Source organism: Enterobacter sp. 50588862 (genome assembly GCF_001462935.1).
Classification (GTDB): Bacteria; Pseudomonadota; Gammaproteobacteria; order Enterobacterales; family Enterobacteriaceae; genus Enterobacter; species Enterobacter bugandensis.
The window spans coordinates 48,545-68,385 of record NZ_LNHM01000040.1 but is presented as its reverse complement, the minus strand read 5'-3'; the positions used below and the strand labels follow the sequence as shown (position 1 = coordinate 68,385).

Genomic DNA, 19,841 nt, shown 5'->3' with positions numbered 1-19,841 from the left:
AATGACATGGTATCTCTCGCATCCCAGGGCATAAGCGACTCCATAGACGGGTTCTTATGCCTCAGTTGTAAGTGTCTACCATGTCCCCGAACAAGTGTTCACTATGTCCCCGGACCGTACACCCCAAAGGGGAGAGGGAACCGATCGAGCAGGAGAGTCAGAGAGCCATATTCAACAGCAGACACCCTACCAGGCCGCAGACCGAAATAATGGTTTCCAGCATTGACCAGGACTTGATGGTCTCACCGATGGTCAGGTTGAAGTACTCCTTGAACAGCCAGAAGCCCGGATCGTTCACGTGAGAGAAAATCACGCTGCCGGAGCCTACCGCGATTACCATCAGCTCAGGGCTGACGCCCGTGGTAGCAATCAGCGGCGCAACGATACCGCCCGCTGTAATCGCCGCAACGGTTGCAGAACCCAGCGCGATACGCAGCACGGCAGCAATAGACCACGCCATCAGGATTGGAGAGATATTGGTTTCATGCATCATGGAAGCGATGTATTTGTCCACGCCGCTGTCGACCAGCACCTGCTTGAACGCACCGCCACCGCCGATAATCAGCAGCATCATGGCAATGATTTTGATGGACGAGGTCAGCGTGTCGTTGATCTGATCCATAGAGCGGCCACGGTTCAGGCCGAAGGTGAACATCGCAATCAATACCGCAATCAGCGTTGCCATCACCGGGTCGCCGAGGAACTCGGCAACGGCCAGGAAAGCGTGGCCTTTCGGCAGGATCATCTCCGCCACGGCGCGCATCGCCATCAGGATCACCGGTACCAGTGAGGTCCAGACGCTGACGCCAAAGCCTGGCATCTCTTCTTCAGTGAAGGTTTTGGCGCTGTACAGACCTTCCGGAATAGGCTTATCAATGCCTTTCAGAAAACGGGCATATACCGGGCCTGCCAGAATTACGGTCGGGATCGCCAGAATCGTACCGAACAGCAGGGTTTTACCCATATCGGCGTGGAAGATGGTGGCGATGGCGGTTGGACCCGGGTGCGGCGGCAGGAAGCCGTGGGTCACGGACAGCGCAGCAGCCATTGGCACACCCACGAACAGCAGCGGGATGTTGGCCGCGGCGGCGATGGTGAACACCAGCGGCAGCATCAGCACGAAGCCCACTTCATAGAACAGCGCGAAACCGACGGTAAAACCGGTTAACACCACCGCCCACTGGATGTTCTTCTTGCCAAACTTTTCGATAAGCGTGGTGGCAATACGCTGCGCGCCCCCGCAGTCCGCCAGCATTTTACCGAGCATGGCGCCGAAGCCCATGATCAGTGCCAGGCTGCCGAGCGTGCCGCCGACACCGGATTTGATAGAGCTGATAACTTTAACCAGCGGCATCCCCTGCATCAGACCGACTGCAAGTGCCACCAGAACCAGAGCGATAAATCCGTTCATTTTGAAGCGGATCATCAAGAGCAGTAATAACACAACACCGATAGCAACGATGACTAATGGCATGATTTACCTGGCCTTTGAATTGTTATGGGTAACGTCATTGTTTCAACGACAAATTCCGGTTGTCCCAACTGGGAACAGAGTGGTTAACGGCACTCATACTGATGCCTGCGAAACAGTTAAGTTTAGTCGGCTGTTATAAGGGTGTTGAGTGCCCACGAGAATGATACGGGTAACATATCGTGGTTGAGAATCACCCGGTGAGGCAAAATTTGAATTATGAGACGCAGGTCAACATATAGAGGGGGAAGGCAAGGGAGTCAGGCCCGGTAAGCGCAGCGCTACCGGGCAATACAGACGGGTACTGAATTAGTAGTAAGAGTGCTCGCCGCGCTGGTGCTCTGTCAGGTCGCGCACGCCTTTCAGTTCCGGGAATTCGTTCAGCAGCTGCTTCTCGATCCCTTCTTTCAGGGTCACGTCGACCATGGAGCAACCGTTACAGCCGCCGCCAAACTGCAGGATCGCCAGGCCGTCTTCCGTGATTTCCATCAGGGAAACGCGACCGCCGTGGCCGGCCAGTTGTGGGTTGATCTGGGACTGCAGCAGATACTCAACGCGCTCCATCAGTGGCGCATCGTCAGAGACTTTACGCATTTTGGCGTTTGGCGCTTTCAGGGTCAGCTGAGAACCCAGCTGGTCGGTGACAAAGTCGATTTCCGCATCTTCAAGATACGGCGCGCTCAGTTCATCGACGTAAGCGGTGAGCTGTTCAAATTTAAGGGCAGTGTCAGTTGATTCCACAGCGTCCGGAGGACAATAAGAGACACCACATTCTGCATTCGGAGTGCCTGGATTGATCACAAACACGCGGATCTGCGTCCCTTCTTCCTGATTTGCCAGCAGTTTGGCAAAGTGCGCTTGTGCAGAATCGGAAATACGGATCATAGCTTTGGCCTAATAGTTGACTAAATTACCTGGGTATAATCATACGCCCATTGAAGAAGGGCTACAAGGTACGGCACAGACACCATACCTGAACCGACGCGGCGCCGCTTTGCAAAAGCAGTCGGGAAAGTTCAGCAACGGTACTGCCTGTGGTGACGACGTCATCCACGATGGCGATATGGAGGCCGTGGACCGGCAATTCAAGGCGAAAGGCGTTTTTCAGGTTCCTTTTGCGAAGCCTGGCGTTGAGCTGATGCTGGATGGCGGTGGCATGAACGCGGGTAATCGCGCTGGCATCGTAGCGACAACCCAGCCACCGGGCGAGCGGTCGGCAGAGCAGGTCGCTTTGATTATAGCCGCGCCGCCAGTGCCGGCGTCGGTATAAGGGGACATTCATCACCATGTCGATTTTCGGCAAAGCGCGGGTTCGTCGCGCCTGTAAAACGGCCAGTAAAAGCAGGCGGGCAAGGGGCTGCGCCAGCGAACTCTGGCCGGAAAACTTCAGGGCGTGAATAAGCCCGCTCAGCGGCGGAACATAATCATCCACGGCCACCAGCGCGCTCCACGGCGGGGATTTTTTCAGGCAGCGGCCGCAGGGCAAATCGCGGTTCGCCGCCGGTAAACCACATTGCGGGCAGGTTGTGATACGACTTTCCAGCGAACGCGTGCAGACGGAACAGACGCCCCACGCGCTGAGGGCAAGCGGCATTTTGCATAGCCAGCACAAGCCAGGCACTGTTAGCATGTGCAACCTCCATGTGAAAAAAGAGAACAGTAACTGATGAAGACGCTGTGGTGGCAGACCGTAGGGACAGGAAATTGCCATCTTGTGCTGCTGCACGGATGGGGCCTGAATGCGGAAGTGTGGCATTGCATAAGCGAGGAACTTGCCTCGCAATTTACGTTACATCTGGTTGATCTGCCGGGCTATGGTCGCAGCCGTGGTTTTGACGCGATGTCGCTTGATGAAATGGCGCAGCACGTTATAGACGCCGCGCCGCAAAATGCCATCTGGCTGGGCTGGAGTCTGGGCGGGCTGGTGGCAAGCCAGATTGCGCTCTCCTGGCCCGAGCGCGTTAGGGCGCTGGTCACCGTGGCCTCGTCGCCATGCTTTAGCGCGCAAGAGGCGTGGCCCGGCATCAAACCTGACGTTCTGGCGGGCTTCCAGCAGCAGCTGAGCGACGATTTCCAGCGGACCGTCGAGCGATTCCTCGCCTTGCAGACAATGGGCACCGAAACCGCGCGTCAGGATGCCAGAGCGTTAAAGCAGGTGGTGCTCTCCCTGCCGATGCCGGACGTTGAGGTGCTTAACGGCGGTCTGGAGATCCTGAAAACGGCCGATCTGCGCGAGCCGCTGGCTGGGCTGAGCATGCCGCACCTGCGCATCTATGGCTATCTCGACGGGCTGGTGCCGCGCAAAGTGGTCCCACTTCTGGATTCCCTCTGGCCGGACAGCGAATCACAGGTCATAGCAAAAGCCGCGCATGCGCCGTTTATCTCTCATCCGACGGAGTTTTGTTCAGCGTTGGTTGCGTTAAGTCAACGTTTAGACTGATTATTTTCTATCCAGCCTGGAAAAAGTTACACACCGCAACCATACTCCAGATGTCGTTGCGGTTGTTCTGCCTACGATGATCAAAACAACAATCCTATGGAGAGTCAGGCTATGAAACTTGTTACAGGTATTGTCACTTCTCTGGTTATTGGGTCACTGTCATTTGGCGTTTTTGCGGCAAAAGAGCTGGAAAAAGATAAAGTTGCCGGGATGAATTTGACGAAAATTGGTGAGATTTCTACGTCTGACACCACCGCGCCGATGGATGCAAGAAAAGAGCTGTCGAAGAAAGCGGATGAGCTGGGCGGGACATACTTCGTCGTCACCAGCGCAGAAAAACAGACCAAAAACGTACGCGCTACTGCGGATGTCTATAAGTAATACGATAAAACCGGGCAGCAATGCCCGGCTTTATTAGCGCAGTGCCCACCACTCCCTGAGACAGGCCTTTCCTTCCGGACAGCTTTTACAACTGCCGGAGAGGCAACCCTCCGCTTCTTCCTGAATCCGCACGGCTTTACCCATGGCTTCCAGGCGCTCCAGCATGGCATCGATCATCGGCTGCGGCGTATGCAGGCTAAGGCTGAGCTGTTTTGCCTCCATGCGTCCCTGCAATGCCAGTAAGTCACGAACCTGAATCAACGATGCCATCTGTTTTTCCCCTTAGTGACAGTCGTCAGCCGGGCTGTTGCAGCAGGTGGCCGGGGTTTTACGCGTCGCCAGCAGGTTGATATCAACGCGGCTTCGCGCCCGGCGCAGCAGGCCAATCACAATCACGTTAAACAGGATGACCGCCAGGATGCTGACCAGGCTGTAGCGCGGATGCTGGCTGAAGTTAACGGTCTGGTAAAACAGCGTCGCCAGCGAGTAGGCGATATTCAGCCCCCACAGAATGGAGAAGCCCATCCAGCCGCGGCTGGACTCACGGGCAATCGCCCCCATCACCGAGATGCACGGAATATAGAGCAGAACGAAGATCAGGTAGCTGTAGGCTGCGGACGCGCTGCCAAACTTCTCGCCCATCACGCCCATGGCACCGGTCGCCATTTCGCCGTCGCCTTTGCTGGCCTCAATCGGGTTAGCCAGCACGCTCAGGCTGAAGGTGTCTTTCAGGCTCTGCCAGGTCTCCTCTAAGGCACCCAGCAGTTCGTCACCGAGGTGAAACTCCGCCGGGTTAAATTCCTGCTCCTGAATGTTCTCTGCGGTGTAGAGCGTGTTCAGGGTCCCGACGACCACCTCTTTTGCCATCGCACCGGTGAACAGGCCCACGGTCGCCTGCCAGTTATCCTCCTGTACGCCAATCGGTTTGAAGACCGGCGTGATGACGCGGCTGACGGAGGCGAGGGCAGAGTCGTTGATGTTATCTGCCGCCTGACCGGTGAGGGTGAAGCTGTTCAGCGCGCTCAGGAAAATACTGACAATAACAATCACCTTACCGGCGCGCAGCACAAAGCCTTTCAGGCGCTGCCAGGTCTGGATCGCCAGGCTTTTCAGATGCGGGACGTGATAGACCGGAAGCTCCATTACAAACGGTGACGCTTCACCGCGCATGATGGTGTGCTTGAGCATTAAGCCGGTCAGGATCGCCATCACGATGCCCAGCACGTACAGCGAGAAGACCGCCAGCGCGCCCTGCTGGCCAAAGAAGGCTGCCGCGAAGACGGCAAAGATTGCCAGACGCGCGCCGCAGGACATAAACGGCGCCATCATAATGGTCATCAGTCGTTCACGCGGTGCATCCAGGGTGCGCGCGCCCATTACCGACGGCACGTTACAGCCGAAGCCGACGATCAGCGGAACGAACGATTTGCCCGGCAGCCCCAGCGCCTGCATCAGGCGGTCCATCACGAAGGCGGCGCGCGCCATGTAGCCGGAATCTTCGAGGAACGAGAGGAACAGATACATCATGCCGATCTGCGGTACCAGCGGCAGCACGGTGTTGATACCGCCGCCAATCCCCTGGGCAAGGAAGATGGTCAGCCATTCCGGGAAGTGCAGGGTGTAACCTACCCACTGAATACCGTGTACGAAGACCGCGACAGAACCGGCGTCAAAAATCGGCTGCAGCGCGCCACCGATGTTAATCGCGAGCAGGAACATCACGTACATCACCAGCAGGAAGATGGGCAAACCGAGGAAACGGTTGAGCACAATCTTATCCACCGCCGCCGTGAAGCGGCTGGGCTCTGCGGTAAGGGCGTTGCTGACCACGTCGCAAATTGACGCAATGGCCTGATAACGCGCATCGGCGATGTGCAGCGCCGGATCGTCCAGTTCGTCGCTGAGACGGGCGAGGGCCACGTCCAGCTTATCCGCCGCATGTCCGGCATAGGCGCGGCTGTAGATATCCCCTTCCAGCATCTGCAGGCCGAGCCACAGCCGCTGTTTTGCAGGCATGCTGCTGTCCATCTCCTGCGCCAGCCGTTCGGCTTCGCGCAGCAGCGGCTGGGCGTAATGCACCAGCTCAACGTCGCGGTTTCCCGCGTGGCGGTCAATCGCCAGCTTAAGGGCGTCGATACCGCGAGCGCGGGTCGAGACCAGCGGAACCACCGGACAGCCCAGGCGCGCGGAGAGCGCATCGACGTCGATGCGCAGCTTTTGTTTTTCCGCAATGTCGAGCATGTTGAGCGCCACGATGCAGGGGATCCCCAGCTCCAGCAGCTGTAGCGTCAGGTAAAGGTTTCGCTCGAGGTTCGAAGCGTCGACCACGTTGATCAGCAGATCCGCGTCGCCGCCAAGAATGTAGTGGCAGGCAATTTGCTCATCGAGCGAAGTCTGGGATGAAATCGTGGTTAAGGAGTAGGTGCCGGGAAGGTCAACCAGGGTGACCTGATTGTCCGTTGTCGCGAACTGGCCTTCTTTACGTTCAACCGTTACGCCTGCCCAATTTCCCACGCGCTGGCGCGCGCCGGTTAACTGATTAAATAAGGTTGTCTTGCCGGAATTAGGATTGCCAATTAAGCCAATAGTTAATTTTTTCATTGTATTAGACCCACCGAAACCGCTGGCTTGTTAACGGGATAAAGATTCAACTTCAATTAATGCGAGGTCTTTTTTGCGCAGAACCAGATTTACGCGCCGGGTTTCGATATGAACAGGATCGCCCAACGGCGCCACACGCACGACCTGGAATGATGAGCCGGGCAGCATGCCAAGTGACAGCAGCTTCTGCCGATAGGCCGGGCTAATTTCGCGGGTAAAACCGGTAATTTTCCATGCACTGTCTGGAGTGAATTGCATAATGCCTGATTCCACGAGAGGTTAAATAATCTACACTGCGATGATAATGAGAATAGTTTTTATCAGCAATAATAAAAATGTGACGGGATGTTGTTAATCGTATTAATTTGCGGTCTGATTGACCTTGCTCAATATTTGCAGAATTACCCGGGAAGGAATAAAAAGCGTATTTGTTAATGGAGTGATAAATAGCGGTTTAAATATGGGTGTGCAATCGGTTTCATATATTTCGAGAGAATTTTATTCCCCTCATCCCGGCCCTCTCCCTTTTGGGGAGAGGGTTAGGGTGAGGGGGGGTACCTTAGCGTTTCTTACCCATCGCCGCCGCCAGCGCGTCCATCATCGCGCTGTTGCCCGCAGGCTGCGCGTCACGCCCGCGCGGTTTTGTGGCTTTCGTGGCCGGACGCTGCTGCTCGCGGCCTCCGCCGTTGCCGCCACGGCGCGCGCTGATATCGCCCGGCTGCTCATCCAGACGCATGGTCAGGGCGATACGCTTGCGCTGCAGATCCACCTCCAGCACTTTCACCTTCACGATGTCGCCCGCTTTGACCACGGTGTGCGGGTCTTCAACGAACTTGTCGGCAAGGGAAGAGATATGCACCAGACCGTCCTGGTGCACGCCGATATCCACAAACGCGCCGAAGTTGGTGACGTTAGTCACCGCGCCTTCCAGCACCATGCCCGGCAGGAGATCGTTCATGGTCTCGATGCCGTCAGCAAAGGTCGCCGTTTTGAATTCAGGACGCGGATCGCGGCCCGGTTTTTCCAGCTCTTTGATAATGTCGGTAACGGTTGGTACACCAAATTTGTCGTCGGTGAAATCAACGGCTTTCAGGTTACGCAGAGCGCTGCTGTCGCCCATGAGATCCTTCAGCGCCTGCTGGGTGGCGGCCAGGATGCGTTCCACCACTGGATACGCTTCCGGGTGAACGGTAGAGGCATCCAACGGGTTATCGCCGTGGTTGATGCGCAGGAAGCCCGCGCACTGCTCAAACGCTTTCGGCCCCAGACGGCTCACTTTCAGCAGCTGCTGACGGTTCTGGAACTGGCCGTTCTCATCGCGCCAGGCGACGATGTTCTGCGCCATCATGCGGGTTAAGCCCGCCACGCGGGTCAGCAGGGGAACGGAGGCGGTGTTCAGATCCACGCCGACGGCGTTTACGCAGTCTTCCACGACCGCGTCCAGCTTGCGCGCCAGCTGCGTCTGGCTCACGTCGTGCTGATACTGGCCCACGCCGATGGATTTCGGATCGATCTTCACCAGCTCCGCCAGCGGATCCTGCAGACGACGGGCGATGGAGACCGCGCCGCGCAGGGAAACGTCCAGGTCAGGGAATTCCTGCGCCGCCAGCTCAGAGGCGGAATAGACCGATGCGCCCGCTTCGCTGACGATCACTTTCTGTGCCGTCACTTTCGGGAACTGCTTTTGCACGTCGAGGTAGAAACGCTCGGTTTCGCGTGATGCGGTGCCGTTACCGATGGCAACCAGCTCCACGTTGTACTTCTCGCACAGCGCCGCCACCACGACGGCGGCTTTCGCTGCCTGGCCGGTGTGCGGGTAAATGGTATCGGTGGCGACCAGCTTGCCGGTGCCGTCAACGACCGCCACCTTCACGCCGGTACGCAGGCCCGGATCGAGCCCCATGGTGGCGCGCAGGCCCGCAGGAGCGGCCATCAGCAGGTCATGCAGGTTACGGGCGAAGACGTTGATCGCTTCGTCTTCCGCGCGCTCGCGCACGGTGCCCATCAGCTCGGTTTCCAGGTGCATCAGCACCTTGATGCGCCAGGTCCAGCTCACCACGCCTTTGCGCCAGCTGTCCGCCGGGGCGTTGTTCAGGCGCAGGCCGAGATGGTCGATGATAATCTGCTCGCAGTGGCTCTCTTTCGGCGGCTCGTCAAACTGCGGGTCGGCGTTCAGGGAGAGCTGGAGCACGCCTTCGTTGCGGCCGCGGAACATCGCCAGCGCGCGGTGAGACGGGGTGGTCGAAATCGGTTCGTGGTGATCGAAGTAGTCGCGGAACTTCGCGCCTTCTTCCTCTTTGCCGGTCACCACGGTGGAAACGATATGCGCGTTCTTCCACAGATAATCACGCACTTTGGCCAGCAGGGCGGCATCTTCCGCGAAGCGCTCCATCAGAATGTAGCGCGCGCCGTCCAGAGCGGCCTTGGTGTCAGTGACACCTTTGTCGGCGTCGACGAATTTCGCCGCTTCGGTTTCCGGGTCGTGAGATGGCTCATTCCACAGCAGCTCTGCCAGCGGCTCAAGGCCCGCCTCAATCGCAATCTGCCCGCGGGTACGGCGCTTCGGTTTGTACGGCAGATAGAGATCTTCGAGTTCGGTTTTGCTCAGGGTGCCGTTAATGGCGCTTTCCAGCTCGCTGGTCAGCTTGCCCTGTTCGCCGATGGATTTGAGGATCGCCTGACGACGTTCTTCCAGCTCGCGCAGATAGCCCAGGCGGGTCTCCAGGTTACGCAGCTGCGTGTCATCCAGACCGCCTGTGACTTCCTTACGATAACGTGCAATAAACGGCACGGTGTTCCCTTCATCAAGCAGGCGAACGGCAGCTTCTACCTGTTCGGCTCTGGCCTGAAGTTCACCCGCAATAATGCGGCAGAGCGAATCTTTCATCATGGCTTTATCATCTTGTGGGTCAAAAATCAGGGGATAGTTATACGGGCTGACACGGCAAAATGCCAGCCGGGGAGGGCGCTCTCGGACTATTTTACGTAGACGATCTCATTGACGTACCAGCTGGCTTCACCGGCTGGGGTCTGAACGACGGCTAAATCGCCCACTTCCTTTTTCAGCAGCGCGCGGGCCATCGGGGAGTCGATGGAGATGTAATCTTTACGACCAAAAATTTCATCGTAACCGACGATGCGAAAACGCAGGGTGTCACCATCGTCGTTTTCAATCTCCACCCACGCGCCGAAGAACACTTTGCCCTCCTGCTGCGGGGAGTAATCGACAATTTTAAGATTTTCGAGACACTTCGTCAGATAGCGTACCCGGCGGTCAATTTCGCGCAGCCGCTTCTTGTTGTACTGATAATCAGCATTTTCGCTGCGATCGCCCAGGCTTGCCGCCCAGGTCACCTTTTTGGTTACTTCAGGACGCTCTTCGCGCCACAGGTAATCCATCTCTTTTTTGAGCTTTTCGTACCCTTCGCGGGTGATCAGGGGCGTTTTCATGGTGCTGCCTTTGCTGCCGGTTCTCTGTTTTGCGCACAATACGTACCACACAGTGTAACAGACAGGATTAATAATGATTTATGTGATGAAATGAACAGATAAGCTGCTGTTAAATATGCTTTGTAACAATTTCGACTAGAATTTATACCAGAATTAACTGGTCGAATACGTGCACTTTTTTAGAATACGCTGTTACAAAGACTATCCGAACCTTTGGGAGTACACACAATGCAAGAAAACTACAAAATTCTGGTCGTGGATGACGACATGCGCCTGCGCGCGCTGCTTGAGCGTTATCTGACCGAGCAGGGCTTCCAGGTTCGTAGCGTCGCGAACGCTGAGCAGATGGACCGTCTGCTGACCCGCGAATCTTTCCATCTGATGGTTCTCGACCTGATGCTGCCGGGTGAAGACGGGCTTTCTATCTGCCGCCGTCTGCGCAGCCAGAGCAACCCGATGCCGATCATCATGGTGACGGCGAAGGGCGAAGAAGTTGACCGTATCGTGGGCCTCGAAATCGGCGCCGACGACTACATTCCAAAACCGTTTAACCCGCGCGAGCTGCTGGCGCGCATTCGCGCCGTGCTGCGCCGTCAGGCGAATGAACTGCCGGGCGCGCCGTCCCAGGAAGAGGCGGTGATTGCCTTCGGCAAGTTCAAGCTGAACCTCGGCACGCGCGAGATGTTCCGTGAAGATGAGCCAATGCCGCTCACCAGCGGCGAGTTTGCCGTACTGAAAGCGCTGGTCAGCCATCCGCGCGAGCCGCTTTCACGCGACAAGCTGATGAACCTGGCGCGCGGTCGCGAATACTCCGCAATGGAACGCTCCATCGACGTGCAGATCTCCCGCCTGCGCCGCATGGTGGAAGAAGATCCGGCGCATCCTCGTTATATTCAGACCGTATGGGGTCTGGGCTACGTGTTCGTTCCGGACGGCTCTAAAGCATGAGGCGAATGCGCTTCTCGCCGCGAAGCTCGTTTGCCCGCACCCTCTTACTGATCGTCACCCTGCTGTTCGTCAGCCTGGTGACGACCTACCTGGTGGTGTTGAACTTTGCGATTCTGCCGAGCCTCCAGCAGTTTAATAAGGTCCTGGCCTACGAAGTGCGTATGCTGATGACCGATAAGCTGCAGCTGGAGGACGGCACGCAGCTGGTTGTTCCCCCGGCATTTCGCCGTGAAATCTACCGTGAACTGGGCATTTCGCTTTACTCCAATGAAGCGGCGGAAGATGCTGGCCTGCGCTGGGCGCAGCACTATGAATTCCTCAGCCAGCAGATGGCGCAACAGCTGGGTGGCCCGACGGAAGTGCGCGTTGAGGTCAACAAAAGCTCGCCCGTCGTCTGGCTGAAAACCTGGCTGTCACCCAACATCTGGGTACGCGTTCCGCTGACTGAAATCCATCAGGGCGATTTCTCGCCGCTGTTCCGCTACACCCTTGCCATTATGCTGCTGGCGATAGGCGGCGCGTGGCTGTTTATCCGTATCCAGAACCGACCGCTGGTCGACCTGGAGCACGCTGCGCTGCAGGTCGGTAAAGGCATTATTCCTCCTCCACTGCGTGAATATGGTGCCTCTGAAGTGCGTTCAGTAACGCGCGCGTTTAACCACATGGCGGCAGGCGTTAAGCAGCTGGCGGATGACCGTACGCTGCTGATGGCCGGCGTCAGTCATGACCTGCGCACCCCGCTAACGCGTATTCGTCTGGCGACGGAGATGATGGGTGAAGAGGACGGTTATCTCGCCGAGTCTATTAACAAGGACATCGAAGAGTGTAACGCCATCATCGAGCAGTTCATCGACTACCTGCGCACCGGTCAGGAGATGCCGATGGAAATGGCCGATCTGAACGCGGTGCTGGGCGAAGTGGTGGCCGCAGAAAGTGGTTATGAGCGTGAAATTGATACTGACCTTCAGGACGGTGAAATTCAGGTTCGTATGCACCCGCTTTCCATTAAGCGTGCGGTGGCCAATATGGTGGTTAACGCGGCGCGCTACGGTAACGGCTGGATTAAGGTTAGCAGCGGGTCTGAACTCAACCGCGCCTGGTTCCAGGTGGAAGACGACGGCCCGGGCATTAAGCCCGAGCAGCGTAAGCATCTGTTCCAGCCGTTTGTGCGCGGCGATAGCGCGCGCAGCACCAGCGGTACGGGCTTAGGCCTGGCGATTGTGCAGCGTATTGTGGATAACCATAACGGATTGCTGGAGATCGGCACCAGCGAGCGAGGCGGGTTGAGCATTCGCGCCTGGTTGCCGGTTCCGGTGACGCGGGGGCAGGTGAAAGAGGGATAGTGCGGTCTGATGCCCTCACCCCGGCCCTCTCCCACGGGGAGAGGGAGAAAACATTAAAAAAGGCAACTTTCGTTGCCTTTTTGCTTTTACCTACAGCTTCGGACCCGCGCTCACCAGCGCAGCGCCCGCCGGGGTATCGGTGTACTTCTCGAAGTTCTCGATAAACAGCTTCGCCAGCGATTCCGCCTTCTCGCGCCACTGTTCCGGCGATCCGTAGGTATTGCGCGGGTCGAGGATACGCGTGTCCACACCCGGCAGTTCCGTCGGAATGGCCAGATCGAACATCGGCAGCGTGAAGGTTTCGGCGTTATCCAGAGAACCATCCAGAATGGCGTCGATAATGGCGCGGGTATCTTTGATAGAGATACGTTTGCCGGTGCCGTTCCAGCCGGTATTCACCAGGTAGGCCTGCGCGCCGGATGCCTGCATGCGTTTCACCAGCACCTCAGCGTACTGCGTCGGGTGAAGCGACAGGAAGGCTGCACCGAAGCAGGCGGAGAAGGTTGGGGTTGGCTCCGTGACGCCACGCTCGGTACCCGCCAGCTTGGCGGTAAAGCCAGAGAGGAAGTGGTACTGCGTCTGGCTGGCGGTCAGGCGAGACACCGGTGGCAGCACGCCGAACGCATCCGCCGTCAGGAAAATCACCTTCGTGGCATGGCCCGCTTTTGACACCGGCTTCACGATGTTGTCGATGTGGTAGATCGGGTAAGAGACGCGGGTGTTTTCGGTTTTTGACGCATCGTCGAAGTCGATAGAGCCGTCGGCACGTACGGTGACGTTTTCCAGCAGCGCGTCGCGGCGGATCGCGTGGAAGATATCCGGCTCGGCCTCTTCAGACAGGCGAATGGTCTTCGCGTAGCAGCCGCCTTCGAAGTTAAACACCCCGTCATCGTCCCAGCCATGTTCGTCATCGCCAATCAGACGGCGTTTTGGATCGGTGGAGAGCGTGGTTTTCCCGGTGCCGGAAAGACCGAAGAACACCGCTACGTCGCCTTTCTCGCCGACGTTCGCCGAGCAGTGCATAGAGGCAATACCGCGCAGCGGCAGCAGGTAGTTCATGACCGAGAACATCCCTTTCTTCATTTCGCCGCCATACCAGGTACCACCGATCAGCTGAATACGTTCGGTCAGGTTGAAGGCAATGAAGTTTTCGGAGTTCAGACCCTGCTCTTTCCACTGTGGGTTAGTGCATTTCGCACCGTTCATCACGATGAAGTCAGGTGTGAAGTCCTGCAGCTCTTCGTCGGTCGGACGAATAAACATATTCTTAACGAAATGCGCCTGCCAGGCCACTTCGGTAATGAAACGCACGGAAAGGCGGGTATCGGCGTTAGCGCCGCAGAAAGCGTCGACAATGAACAGACGCTTACCGGAAAGTTGATGGGTGACGAGCCCTTTCAGATGCTGCCAGGTTTCCGGGGAGAGCGGTTTGTTGTCGTTCTTCCCTTTGCCCTTGTCAGCCCACCACAGCGTATCGCGGGTAGTTTCGTCTCGGACGATATACTTATCTTTCGGCGAACGACCGGTAAAGATACCGGTATCGACGGCGATAGCACCAAGGTTCGTCAACACACCGCGCTCGTATCCTTCCAGTGCTGGATTGAGCTCTTCCTGATACAGCGTATCGTAATCGGGGTTGTAGACGATTTCCTGGACGTCGTGAATACCATAAGCCTTGAGATCTTGCGGGGTTAAACCAGTAACACGCATATCACTGCTCCTTAGCCAATATGTACTGCCTGAAATTGTAGGGTTTTTCTGGGGATGTTAACCGCGACGGGGCTCATAGATTTGTGCATCTGGATAAAACCCTTACTAACGGAAAACGCTGCGACTCCAGTCACAGTGCAGGCGGATTATCGCAGGAATCGCTTTTTGGTTGGGGAAAATGTTCCGAAAAGGTTAAGAGGTGGTGATTTTATCGGAGAGAATGTGAATGTAATCGCATACATGTAAGAAAATTACGTAAGAGTTACATAGGGAAAACGATTCAGCTTTTGGGGGATTTTTGCCCCTCACCCTAACCCTCTCCGCAAAGGGGAAAGGGCAGGGTGAGGGGTAGCGTATTAATGAACCTGCGGATCCGCCGGAGAGGCGTTATTGCGGATTTCAGCGATATCCATTGAATTGAACACGTAGTGCGTACCGCAGTAGTCACAGTGCATATCAATTTCGCCGTCTTCAGCCATGATGCTGTCGATCTCTTCATCCGGCAGAGTTTTCAGTGCGCCAGCGCAGCGCTCGCGCGAGCAGGTGCACTTAAACTCCACGGACTGCGGATCGTACACGGTCACTTCTTCTTCGTGGTACAGACGCCACAGCACGTCGGTCGCCGACAGGTTGAACAGCTCTTCCGCCTTGATGGTTTCGGTCAGCGTCGCCAGATGCTCAAAGTCATTGGTCTGCGCGTCCTGCGCTGGCAGAACCTGCAGCAGCATGCCGCCCGCAGCAGGCTGGCCGTCCACTTCACCGGTACGGATGAACAGACGCGTCGGCAGCTGTTCGGAGCGCATGAAGTAATCTTCCAGGCAGGCTGCCAGGGTATCGCCTTCCAGACCGACCACGCCCTGATAGCGTTCACCTTCCTCCGGGGAGATGGTGATCACCAGGTAGCCATTGCCCACCAGCGTTTTGAGATCAGCATTTTCAGGAACGTCGCCCTGAACGCGCGCTACGCCGCGCATCTGCTGCTGGTTATTGCCGTTGATCACCGCCAGCGTCATCGGGCCGTCACCCTGCAGCTGCACGGTGATATCACCGGCAAACTTCAGCGTTGCGGTCAGCAGGCTGGTGGCAACCAGCAGTTCGCCCAACAGGGTCTTCACCGGCAGCGGGTAGTTGTGGTTTTCCAGAATCTGTTTCCAGGTTTCGGATACGGTGACCAGCTCGCCGCGCACGGCGAATTGTTCAAACAGATAGCGGTGTAATTGGTCGTGTTGGGCCATTTTCATCTCTCGTGCGGGTGAGGGTTACTCGCTCTCACCGTGTTTAAATTTCATCAGATCGCGGCGCTCTTTTTTATCCGGTCGCCGGTCCGGGTGGGGCATGGTTAGCGCATTCATTTTGCGCGCCAGCGCGGTCTTCTCGCGCTTTTCAACGCTTTCAGCCGTCTCTTCGTAAAGCTGTACGGCTTCCGATGCGGGCCGCCGCTGTTCGGTAATGGCTTTAATCACTACCGTACGTTCGTCGTTGCCCTGGCGCAGCGTTAAGGTGGCGTTCAGCTCAACCAGCTTGCTCGGCTTGCTGCGCTGGCCGTTGTAATGCACTTTACCGCCGTCAACCATTTCACGGGCAAGGGCGCGCGTTTTATAAAAACGGGCTGCCCACAGCCATTTATCCAGTCTTACCCCATCTGAGGGCTTTTCTTTCATGGCGTCTCCTTCACGGCCAGTGAGGGGATCATCTGGCGGTAGTCGTTCAGTCCCGGATGGCGCAGATAGCTTTTTTCAGCCAGGCCAGAGTCAGGATTAGTGACGCCCAGACAGTAGCGAATGCCAAACGTTGCCGCAGAATCCAGAATAGGCTCGCTGTCGTCAATGAACAGCGTGCGCTCCGGCTGCAGGCCGGTCTCTTCCTTCACCGCATGCCACAACCGCTGATCCTCTTTCGGATAACCAAATGTGTGGGTGGAAAGTAATAAATCAAGGTGCGACGCCAGTCCCGTATGCTCCAGCTTCACGGCCAGGTTATGTGGATGCGCGTTAGTCAGCAAAATACGGCGCTTGCCGCTTGCTTTCAGCGCGTCCAGGAAGGGAACCGTATCTTCGCGCAGCACGGCGCGTGGTCCCTGGGCAGTGGTCATGGCACAAATATCCAAACCGAGGCGCTCGCTCCAGTAGTCCAGACAGTACCAGTTTAGCGTATGTTGCACCGCGCTATATTGCGAACGAATGAACGCCTGCGCTTCTGCCGGGGAGATACCCTGCTGCTCACCATAGGTTTCCGGCACCAGCTTTTGCCAGAAATAGTTATCAAAGGCGAGATCGAGCAGCGTGCCGTCCATATCCAGCAGAACGGTGTCGACCTGCTGCCAGTCGATATCAAGATGCATAGGGGGGAACTCCAGCCAGAAGAAACGTGCGCGACAGGGTAGCACATCTTGTCGCGCAACGACGTTATCAGATCAGGCTCTCAGAGGAGGGGATCAGCTTAGGATTGAGGCAATTCTCATAATATTGCTGGATCTCCGCCAGACGCGTGCGGGAGCGCTGGTAGCGGCGCAGGGCCATAAAACCGTTCCAGAAAATGGCGATCAGCATGGCGATCATCAGCAGAGAGGTGCCAATGTAACGCCACAATCCAGCGCTGTCCGGCATCCGGTGCAGGCCGATATGGCGCGTGCCGTTGGCGTCGGTGTAGATGCTTGTGACAATCCCTTCGGCACTGAACGGCGTTTGCATCAGCATCTGCGCCAGACGCTGGAACTGGCTCCACTGCTCCTGGGCCGGGTAGTCATAAAGCGCTACCTGCGGGTAAGGCTGATCGACCAGGTCGCTGCCTTCATCGCTGGCAATCACAAAGCCGCCCGGTGCCGGACTGTTGAGCGCCTGAGCCGCCCGGGTGGTTTCGCGCATCATAAACGGCGATGTCGAGGTGGCGACCAGGTTATCAAGCGATTCCGCGCTGACCGGACGCAGCAGCACGTTGACGCCATCCAGTCGTCCCGCCTCGGCGCGTTTCACCAGCGAGTCCCAGTCTTTACTGTTCCCGAGGTTAACCAGCGCGTTCTTGAGGCGTATGCACTCATCCTGCGAGGAGCATAAGTCCTGGGTTTTCAGGACAATGTCGCCAAAATCATCCAGCAGAATCATACCTGATTTCTGGATGGCGGAACGCAGCGCGGGGCTGACGCGTGAATCATCGTCCGGTTTCGGGTGCAGCTGGCGGTTGACCGTCTGGGTCAGCGCCGTGGCTTTATTCACCACTTCGGATTCCGGCAGCGGCAGCGGCGGGGCGTCGTTCCAGATAATTTGCGAACAGTCGAACGGCGTGAACGGTGAATTCTGGCGCGTGTTCCACGCCCCCGGGGTATGGATATTACACATTCCGGTGCCTTTCAGGCGCAGCGTATCGCCCACCCGTACACCCGCTTCATCGAGCTGGTTGACGCTGGTCGCCTCGATGGTCTGCGCGCCTTTGATCCACGACAGGGTAAATTTGATGGGCATATCCAGCGGCACGAAAAGCAGCAGCATGATAAACACCAGCCCGGCACCGGCGGCGATGACCGTGCTGCGGAGCCAGTGCTGAAGCGGGAAATTTTTCACTTCATCATGCAGAGACAGGAAGCGCCCCTGTCGCACAACGTGGCGGTCAAGATAGATATCAATATCGGTTTTCTGCCCTAAATCCTGCGCAATCCATGGTTGCCAGTGGCGCGGGTAGATCAGGTCGATAATCCCGAGTGAGATATTGTTGAGATGCTCCTGATCGTTCTCACCGAACAGGCCCCAGCGCTTTGGCGTGCCACGCAGGCAGTGGATCTCCCGCAGCGAGGTTTTGGCTGGCGGGGCAAAGAGCCCCCACAGCCCGGCCGCAAGAAGCAACACCGCGCCACCCGCCAGCCATGGGACAAAGACGTCCGGCGTCAGCAGGCAGACAAAAAAGAGCAGGAAAGCGGCAACGATCAGGATGGCTTCACGAATACCGTCCGGACGGCTCAGGGCGTACTCTTCATGCGTCTCCTGACGAATATTCAGCAGCTCAATCTGCTCGGTCTCTTCACCACGAATAGAGGCCTGCGTTGAACTCGCGCGTTCCAGCGCAAAGCGCGGGGCTTCGTGAAGATAGTCATTCAGGGTATGGCCGTTGAGCGAGATTACCAGCGGCAGCGAATCGGTGTGAATCAGCTCAACGCTGTTTTCGTCGTTAATGTACTGCTCCCAGGACGGAGGCAGATGCACCTCAACCGAATCCAGGTAGTAGCGCCACTTGTTGGGGTCGTCAGTCGTAATGCCGTAGCGCGTGATGGAGCGCGTCACGCAGAGCACGGTGTCACTTTGCGCGTTAAGCTTAAGCGCCACAGGTGCAGTCGTGGCTCCCGTCGGCCCAGGCGTTAACTGAGAACGGTTCAGCGTTTCGAGATAGTTTTCAACTGCATCGCGCTCGTCTTGCGTCAGTTTACGCGTTGTCGCACCCGCGAAGGCATTTAAAAAGGGCAGCCGGTAACGGCGCTGTATGCGTCGCCTGTACAGCCACCCTGCAATCAATGCGCTGACCAGCATAGCAGCGAGAACAATCAAAATGGTGCTCATGCTTTCCCCATCTTACTTATCTTACAGGTGTAGTCAGTAGCACCTTTACATTGAATGAGAGTCTGTGGCTGGCTATCGGCAAGTATGGAGTCGAACTTGAGCATTCTAAAGCGCATCCCAGTGACCGGTGATGATAGCAAAGCCTGTCATGGCGCGATATCAGCAAATTCCTGGAAACATTTCAAGCTCTTGACATTTGTTTTGAATTGAGGATTGATCCCTGCTGCGTTGCATAAATGTAAATAAAGAACAATTGACATTGCCGAAACCGTGCGGCATATCGCACAATAAAGCCAGTTCACACTGCTAAGACCCCATCAAGATGAGCAAACCACTACAAAAACCCACCATTCTGCACGTTGAAACTGTCGCCAAATCGCGCCTGTTTAACGTCGAGAGTGTGGATCTGGAGTTCAGCAACGGTGTGCGTCGTGTTTATGAGCGTATGCGCCCCTCTTCGCGCGAAGCGGTGATGATTGTCCCTATCGTCGACGATCATCTGATTTTGATCCGCGAATACGCCGTGGGGACGGAATCTTACGAGCTTGGGTTCTCGAAAGGGCTCATCGATCCGGGTGAAACGGTCTTTGAAGCAGCAAACCGCGAGCTGAAAGAAGAGGTGGGTTTTGGCGCGAACGAACTGTCGTTCCTGAAAAAACTGAGCATGGCGCCGTCCTATTTTTCCAGCAAAATGAACATTGTGGTGGCTGAAGATCTCTATCCTGAATCGCTGGAGGGAGATGAACCAGAGCCGCTGCCGCAGGTTCGCTGGCCGCTGGCGCATCTGATGGATCTGCTTGAAGACCCTGACTTTAACGAGGCTCGCAACGTGAGCGCGCTGTTCCTGGTTCGCGAGTGGCTGAAGGGGCAAGGGCGGCTGTAGGCCATAAAAAAGCCGGGTGGCGGCTTCGCCTTACCCGGCCTGCAATTCTTTGCCCGGTTTTTACCGGGCA

18 protein-coding genes are annotated in these 19,841 nt (G+C 56.7%); 5 read left to right on the top strand and 13 right to left on the bottom strand.

The genetic code is table 11. The features are described from left to right. Positions 1–157: 157 nt before the first annotated feature. From gntT to gntX, 3 genes are all read right to left on the bottom strand, one after another. Positions 158–1,474, bottom strand: a complete 1,317-nt coding sequence (gene gntT, locus APT89_RS20665) for a gluconate transporter (protein WP_060573450.1) — start codon at positions 1,472–1,474, stop codon at positions 158–160. 306 nt (positions 1,475–1,780) lie between these two features. Continuing rightward, positions 1,781–2,356 (bottom strand): Fe-S biogenesis protein NfuA, encoded by a 576-nt coding sequence (nfuA, locus tag APT89_RS20660; RefSeq protein ID WP_045630303.1) that lies wholly within the window; start codon positions 2,354–2,356, stop codon positions 1,781–1,783. Positions 2,357–2,417: 61 nt separating this feature from the next. Beyond that, on the bottom strand, positions 2,418–3,101 hold the full coding sequence (gntX, locus tag APT89_RS20655) for a DNA utilization protein GntX (protein WP_060573448.1): 684 nt from the start codon (positions 3,099–3,101) through the stop codon (positions 2,418–2,420). Between the two features lie 36 nt (positions 3,102–3,137). Here gntX and bioH point away from each other — a divergent pair, with 36 nt between their 5' ends. Both bioH and APT89_RS20645 read left to right on the top strand, forming a co-directional pair. Continuing rightward, complete coding sequence (gene bioH, locus APT89_RS20650) at positions 3,138–3,911, top strand: pimeloyl-ACP methyl ester esterase BioH (RefSeq protein WP_041911907.1); 774 nt, start codon at positions 3,138–3,140, stop codon at positions 3,909–3,911. Between the two features lie 111 nt (positions 3,912–4,022). After that, entirely contained in the window at positions 4,023–4,292 is a 270-nt protein-coding gene (locus tag APT89_RS20645) for a YdgH/BhsA/McbA-like domain containing protein (protein WP_028014676.1), read from the top strand. A 33-nt stretch (positions 4,293–4,325) separates the two neighbouring features. On the opposite strand, the gene feoC is transcribed toward APT89_RS20645, so the two are convergent. The 5 genes from feoC to greB form a co-directional block, all read right to left on the bottom strand. Next, positions 4,326–4,562, bottom strand: a complete 237-nt coding sequence (gene feoC, locus APT89_RS20640) for a [Fe-S]-dependent transcriptional repressor FeoC (protein WP_041911908.1) — start codon at positions 4,560–4,562, stop codon at positions 4,326–4,328. A gap of 12 nt (positions 4,563–4,574) precedes the next feature. Further along, the gene (feoB, locus tag APT89_RS20635; RefSeq protein ID WP_060573447.1) at positions 4,575–6,893 is read right to left on the bottom strand and encodes a Fe(2+) transporter permease subunit FeoB; all 2,319 of its coding nucleotides are present in this window, start codon (positions 6,891–6,893) and stop codon (positions 4,575–4,577) included. Between the two features lie 30 nt (positions 6,894–6,923). Continuing rightward, complete coding sequence (gene feoA / locus APT89_RS20630; protein ID WP_006177893.1) at positions 6,924–7,151, bottom strand: ferrous iron transporter A; 228 nt, start codon at positions 7,149–7,151, stop codon at positions 6,924–6,926. A 301-nt stretch (positions 7,152–7,452) separates the two neighbouring features. Then, positions 7,453–9,783 (bottom strand): Tex family protein, encoded by a 2,331-nt coding sequence (locus APT89_RS20625; protein ID WP_060573445.1) that lies wholly within the window; start codon positions 9,781–9,783, stop codon positions 7,453–7,455. Between the two features lie 86 nt (positions 9,784–9,869). After that, a complete protein-coding gene (greB, locus tag APT89_RS20620) occupies positions 9,870–10,343 on the bottom strand; it encodes a transcription elongation factor GreB (RefSeq protein ID WP_014885539.1) in 474 nt (157 codons plus the stop codon). A gap of 228 nt (positions 10,344–10,571) precedes the next feature. On the opposite strand from greB, the gene ompR reads away from it, so the two are divergent. Beyond that, positions 10,572–11,291, top strand: a complete 720-nt coding sequence (gene ompR, locus APT89_RS20615) for an osmolarity response regulator transcription factor OmpR (RefSeq protein ID WP_001157751.1) — start codon at positions 10,572–10,574, stop codon at positions 11,289–11,291. After that, positions 11,288–12,634 carry a two-component system sensor histidine kinase EnvZ gene (gene envZ / locus APT89_RS20610; RefSeq protein WP_028014672.1) on the top strand — a complete coding sequence of 449 codons (1,347 nt, stop codon included), beginning with the start codon at positions 11,288–11,290 and terminating at the stop codon, positions 12,632–12,634. The genes ompR and envZ overlap by 4 nt, the downstream gene beginning before the upstream one ends. 90 nt (positions 12,635–12,724) lie before the next feature. Here the strand turns inward: envZ and pckA are convergent, their stop codons facing one another. The 5 genes from pckA to APT89_RS20585 all read right to left on the bottom strand — a co-directional run bounded on the left by pckA (position 12,725) and on the right by APT89_RS20585 (position 18,888). Further along, on the bottom strand, positions 12,725–14,344 hold the full coding sequence (gene pckA, locus APT89_RS20605) for a phosphoenolpyruvate carboxykinase (ATP) (protein WP_041911911.1): 1,620 nt from the start codon (positions 14,342–14,344) through the stop codon (positions 12,725–12,727). 356 nt (positions 14,345–14,700) lie between these two features. Next, entirely contained in the window at positions 14,701–15,585 is an 885-nt protein-coding gene (gene hslO, locus APT89_RS20600) for an Hsp33 family molecular chaperone HslO (protein WP_161495995.1), read from the bottom strand. Between the two features lie 18 nt (positions 15,586–15,603). Continuing rightward, positions 15,604–16,005, bottom strand: coding sequence for a ribosome-associated heat shock protein Hsp15 (gene hslR / locus APT89_RS20595; RefSeq protein ID WP_060573442.1), 402 nt, complete (start codon positions 16,003–16,005; stop codon positions 15,604–15,606). Beyond that, positions 16,002–16,685 carry a GMP/IMP nucleotidase gene (gene yrfG, locus APT89_RS20590; RefSeq protein WP_060573440.1) on the bottom strand — a complete coding sequence of 228 codons (684 nt, stop codon included), beginning with the start codon at positions 16,683–16,685 and terminating at the stop codon, positions 16,002–16,004. The genes hslR and yrfG overlap by 4 nt, the downstream gene beginning before the upstream one ends. A gap of 67 nt (positions 16,686–16,752) precedes the next feature. Beyond that, positions 16,753–18,888 (bottom strand): intracellular growth attenuator family protein, encoded by a 2,136-nt coding sequence (locus APT89_RS20585; protein WP_028014667.1) that lies wholly within the window; start codon positions 18,886–18,888, stop codon positions 16,753–16,755. Between the two features lie 322 nt (positions 18,889–19,210). On the opposite strand from APT89_RS20585, the gene nudE reads away from it, so the two are divergent. Further along, the gene (gene nudE / locus APT89_RS20580; RefSeq protein WP_028014666.1) at positions 19,211–19,771 is read left to right on the top strand and encodes an ADP compounds hydrolase NudE; all 561 of its coding nucleotides are present in this window, start codon (positions 19,211–19,213) and stop codon (positions 19,769–19,771) included. Positions 19,772–19,841 lie beyond the last annotated feature (70 nt).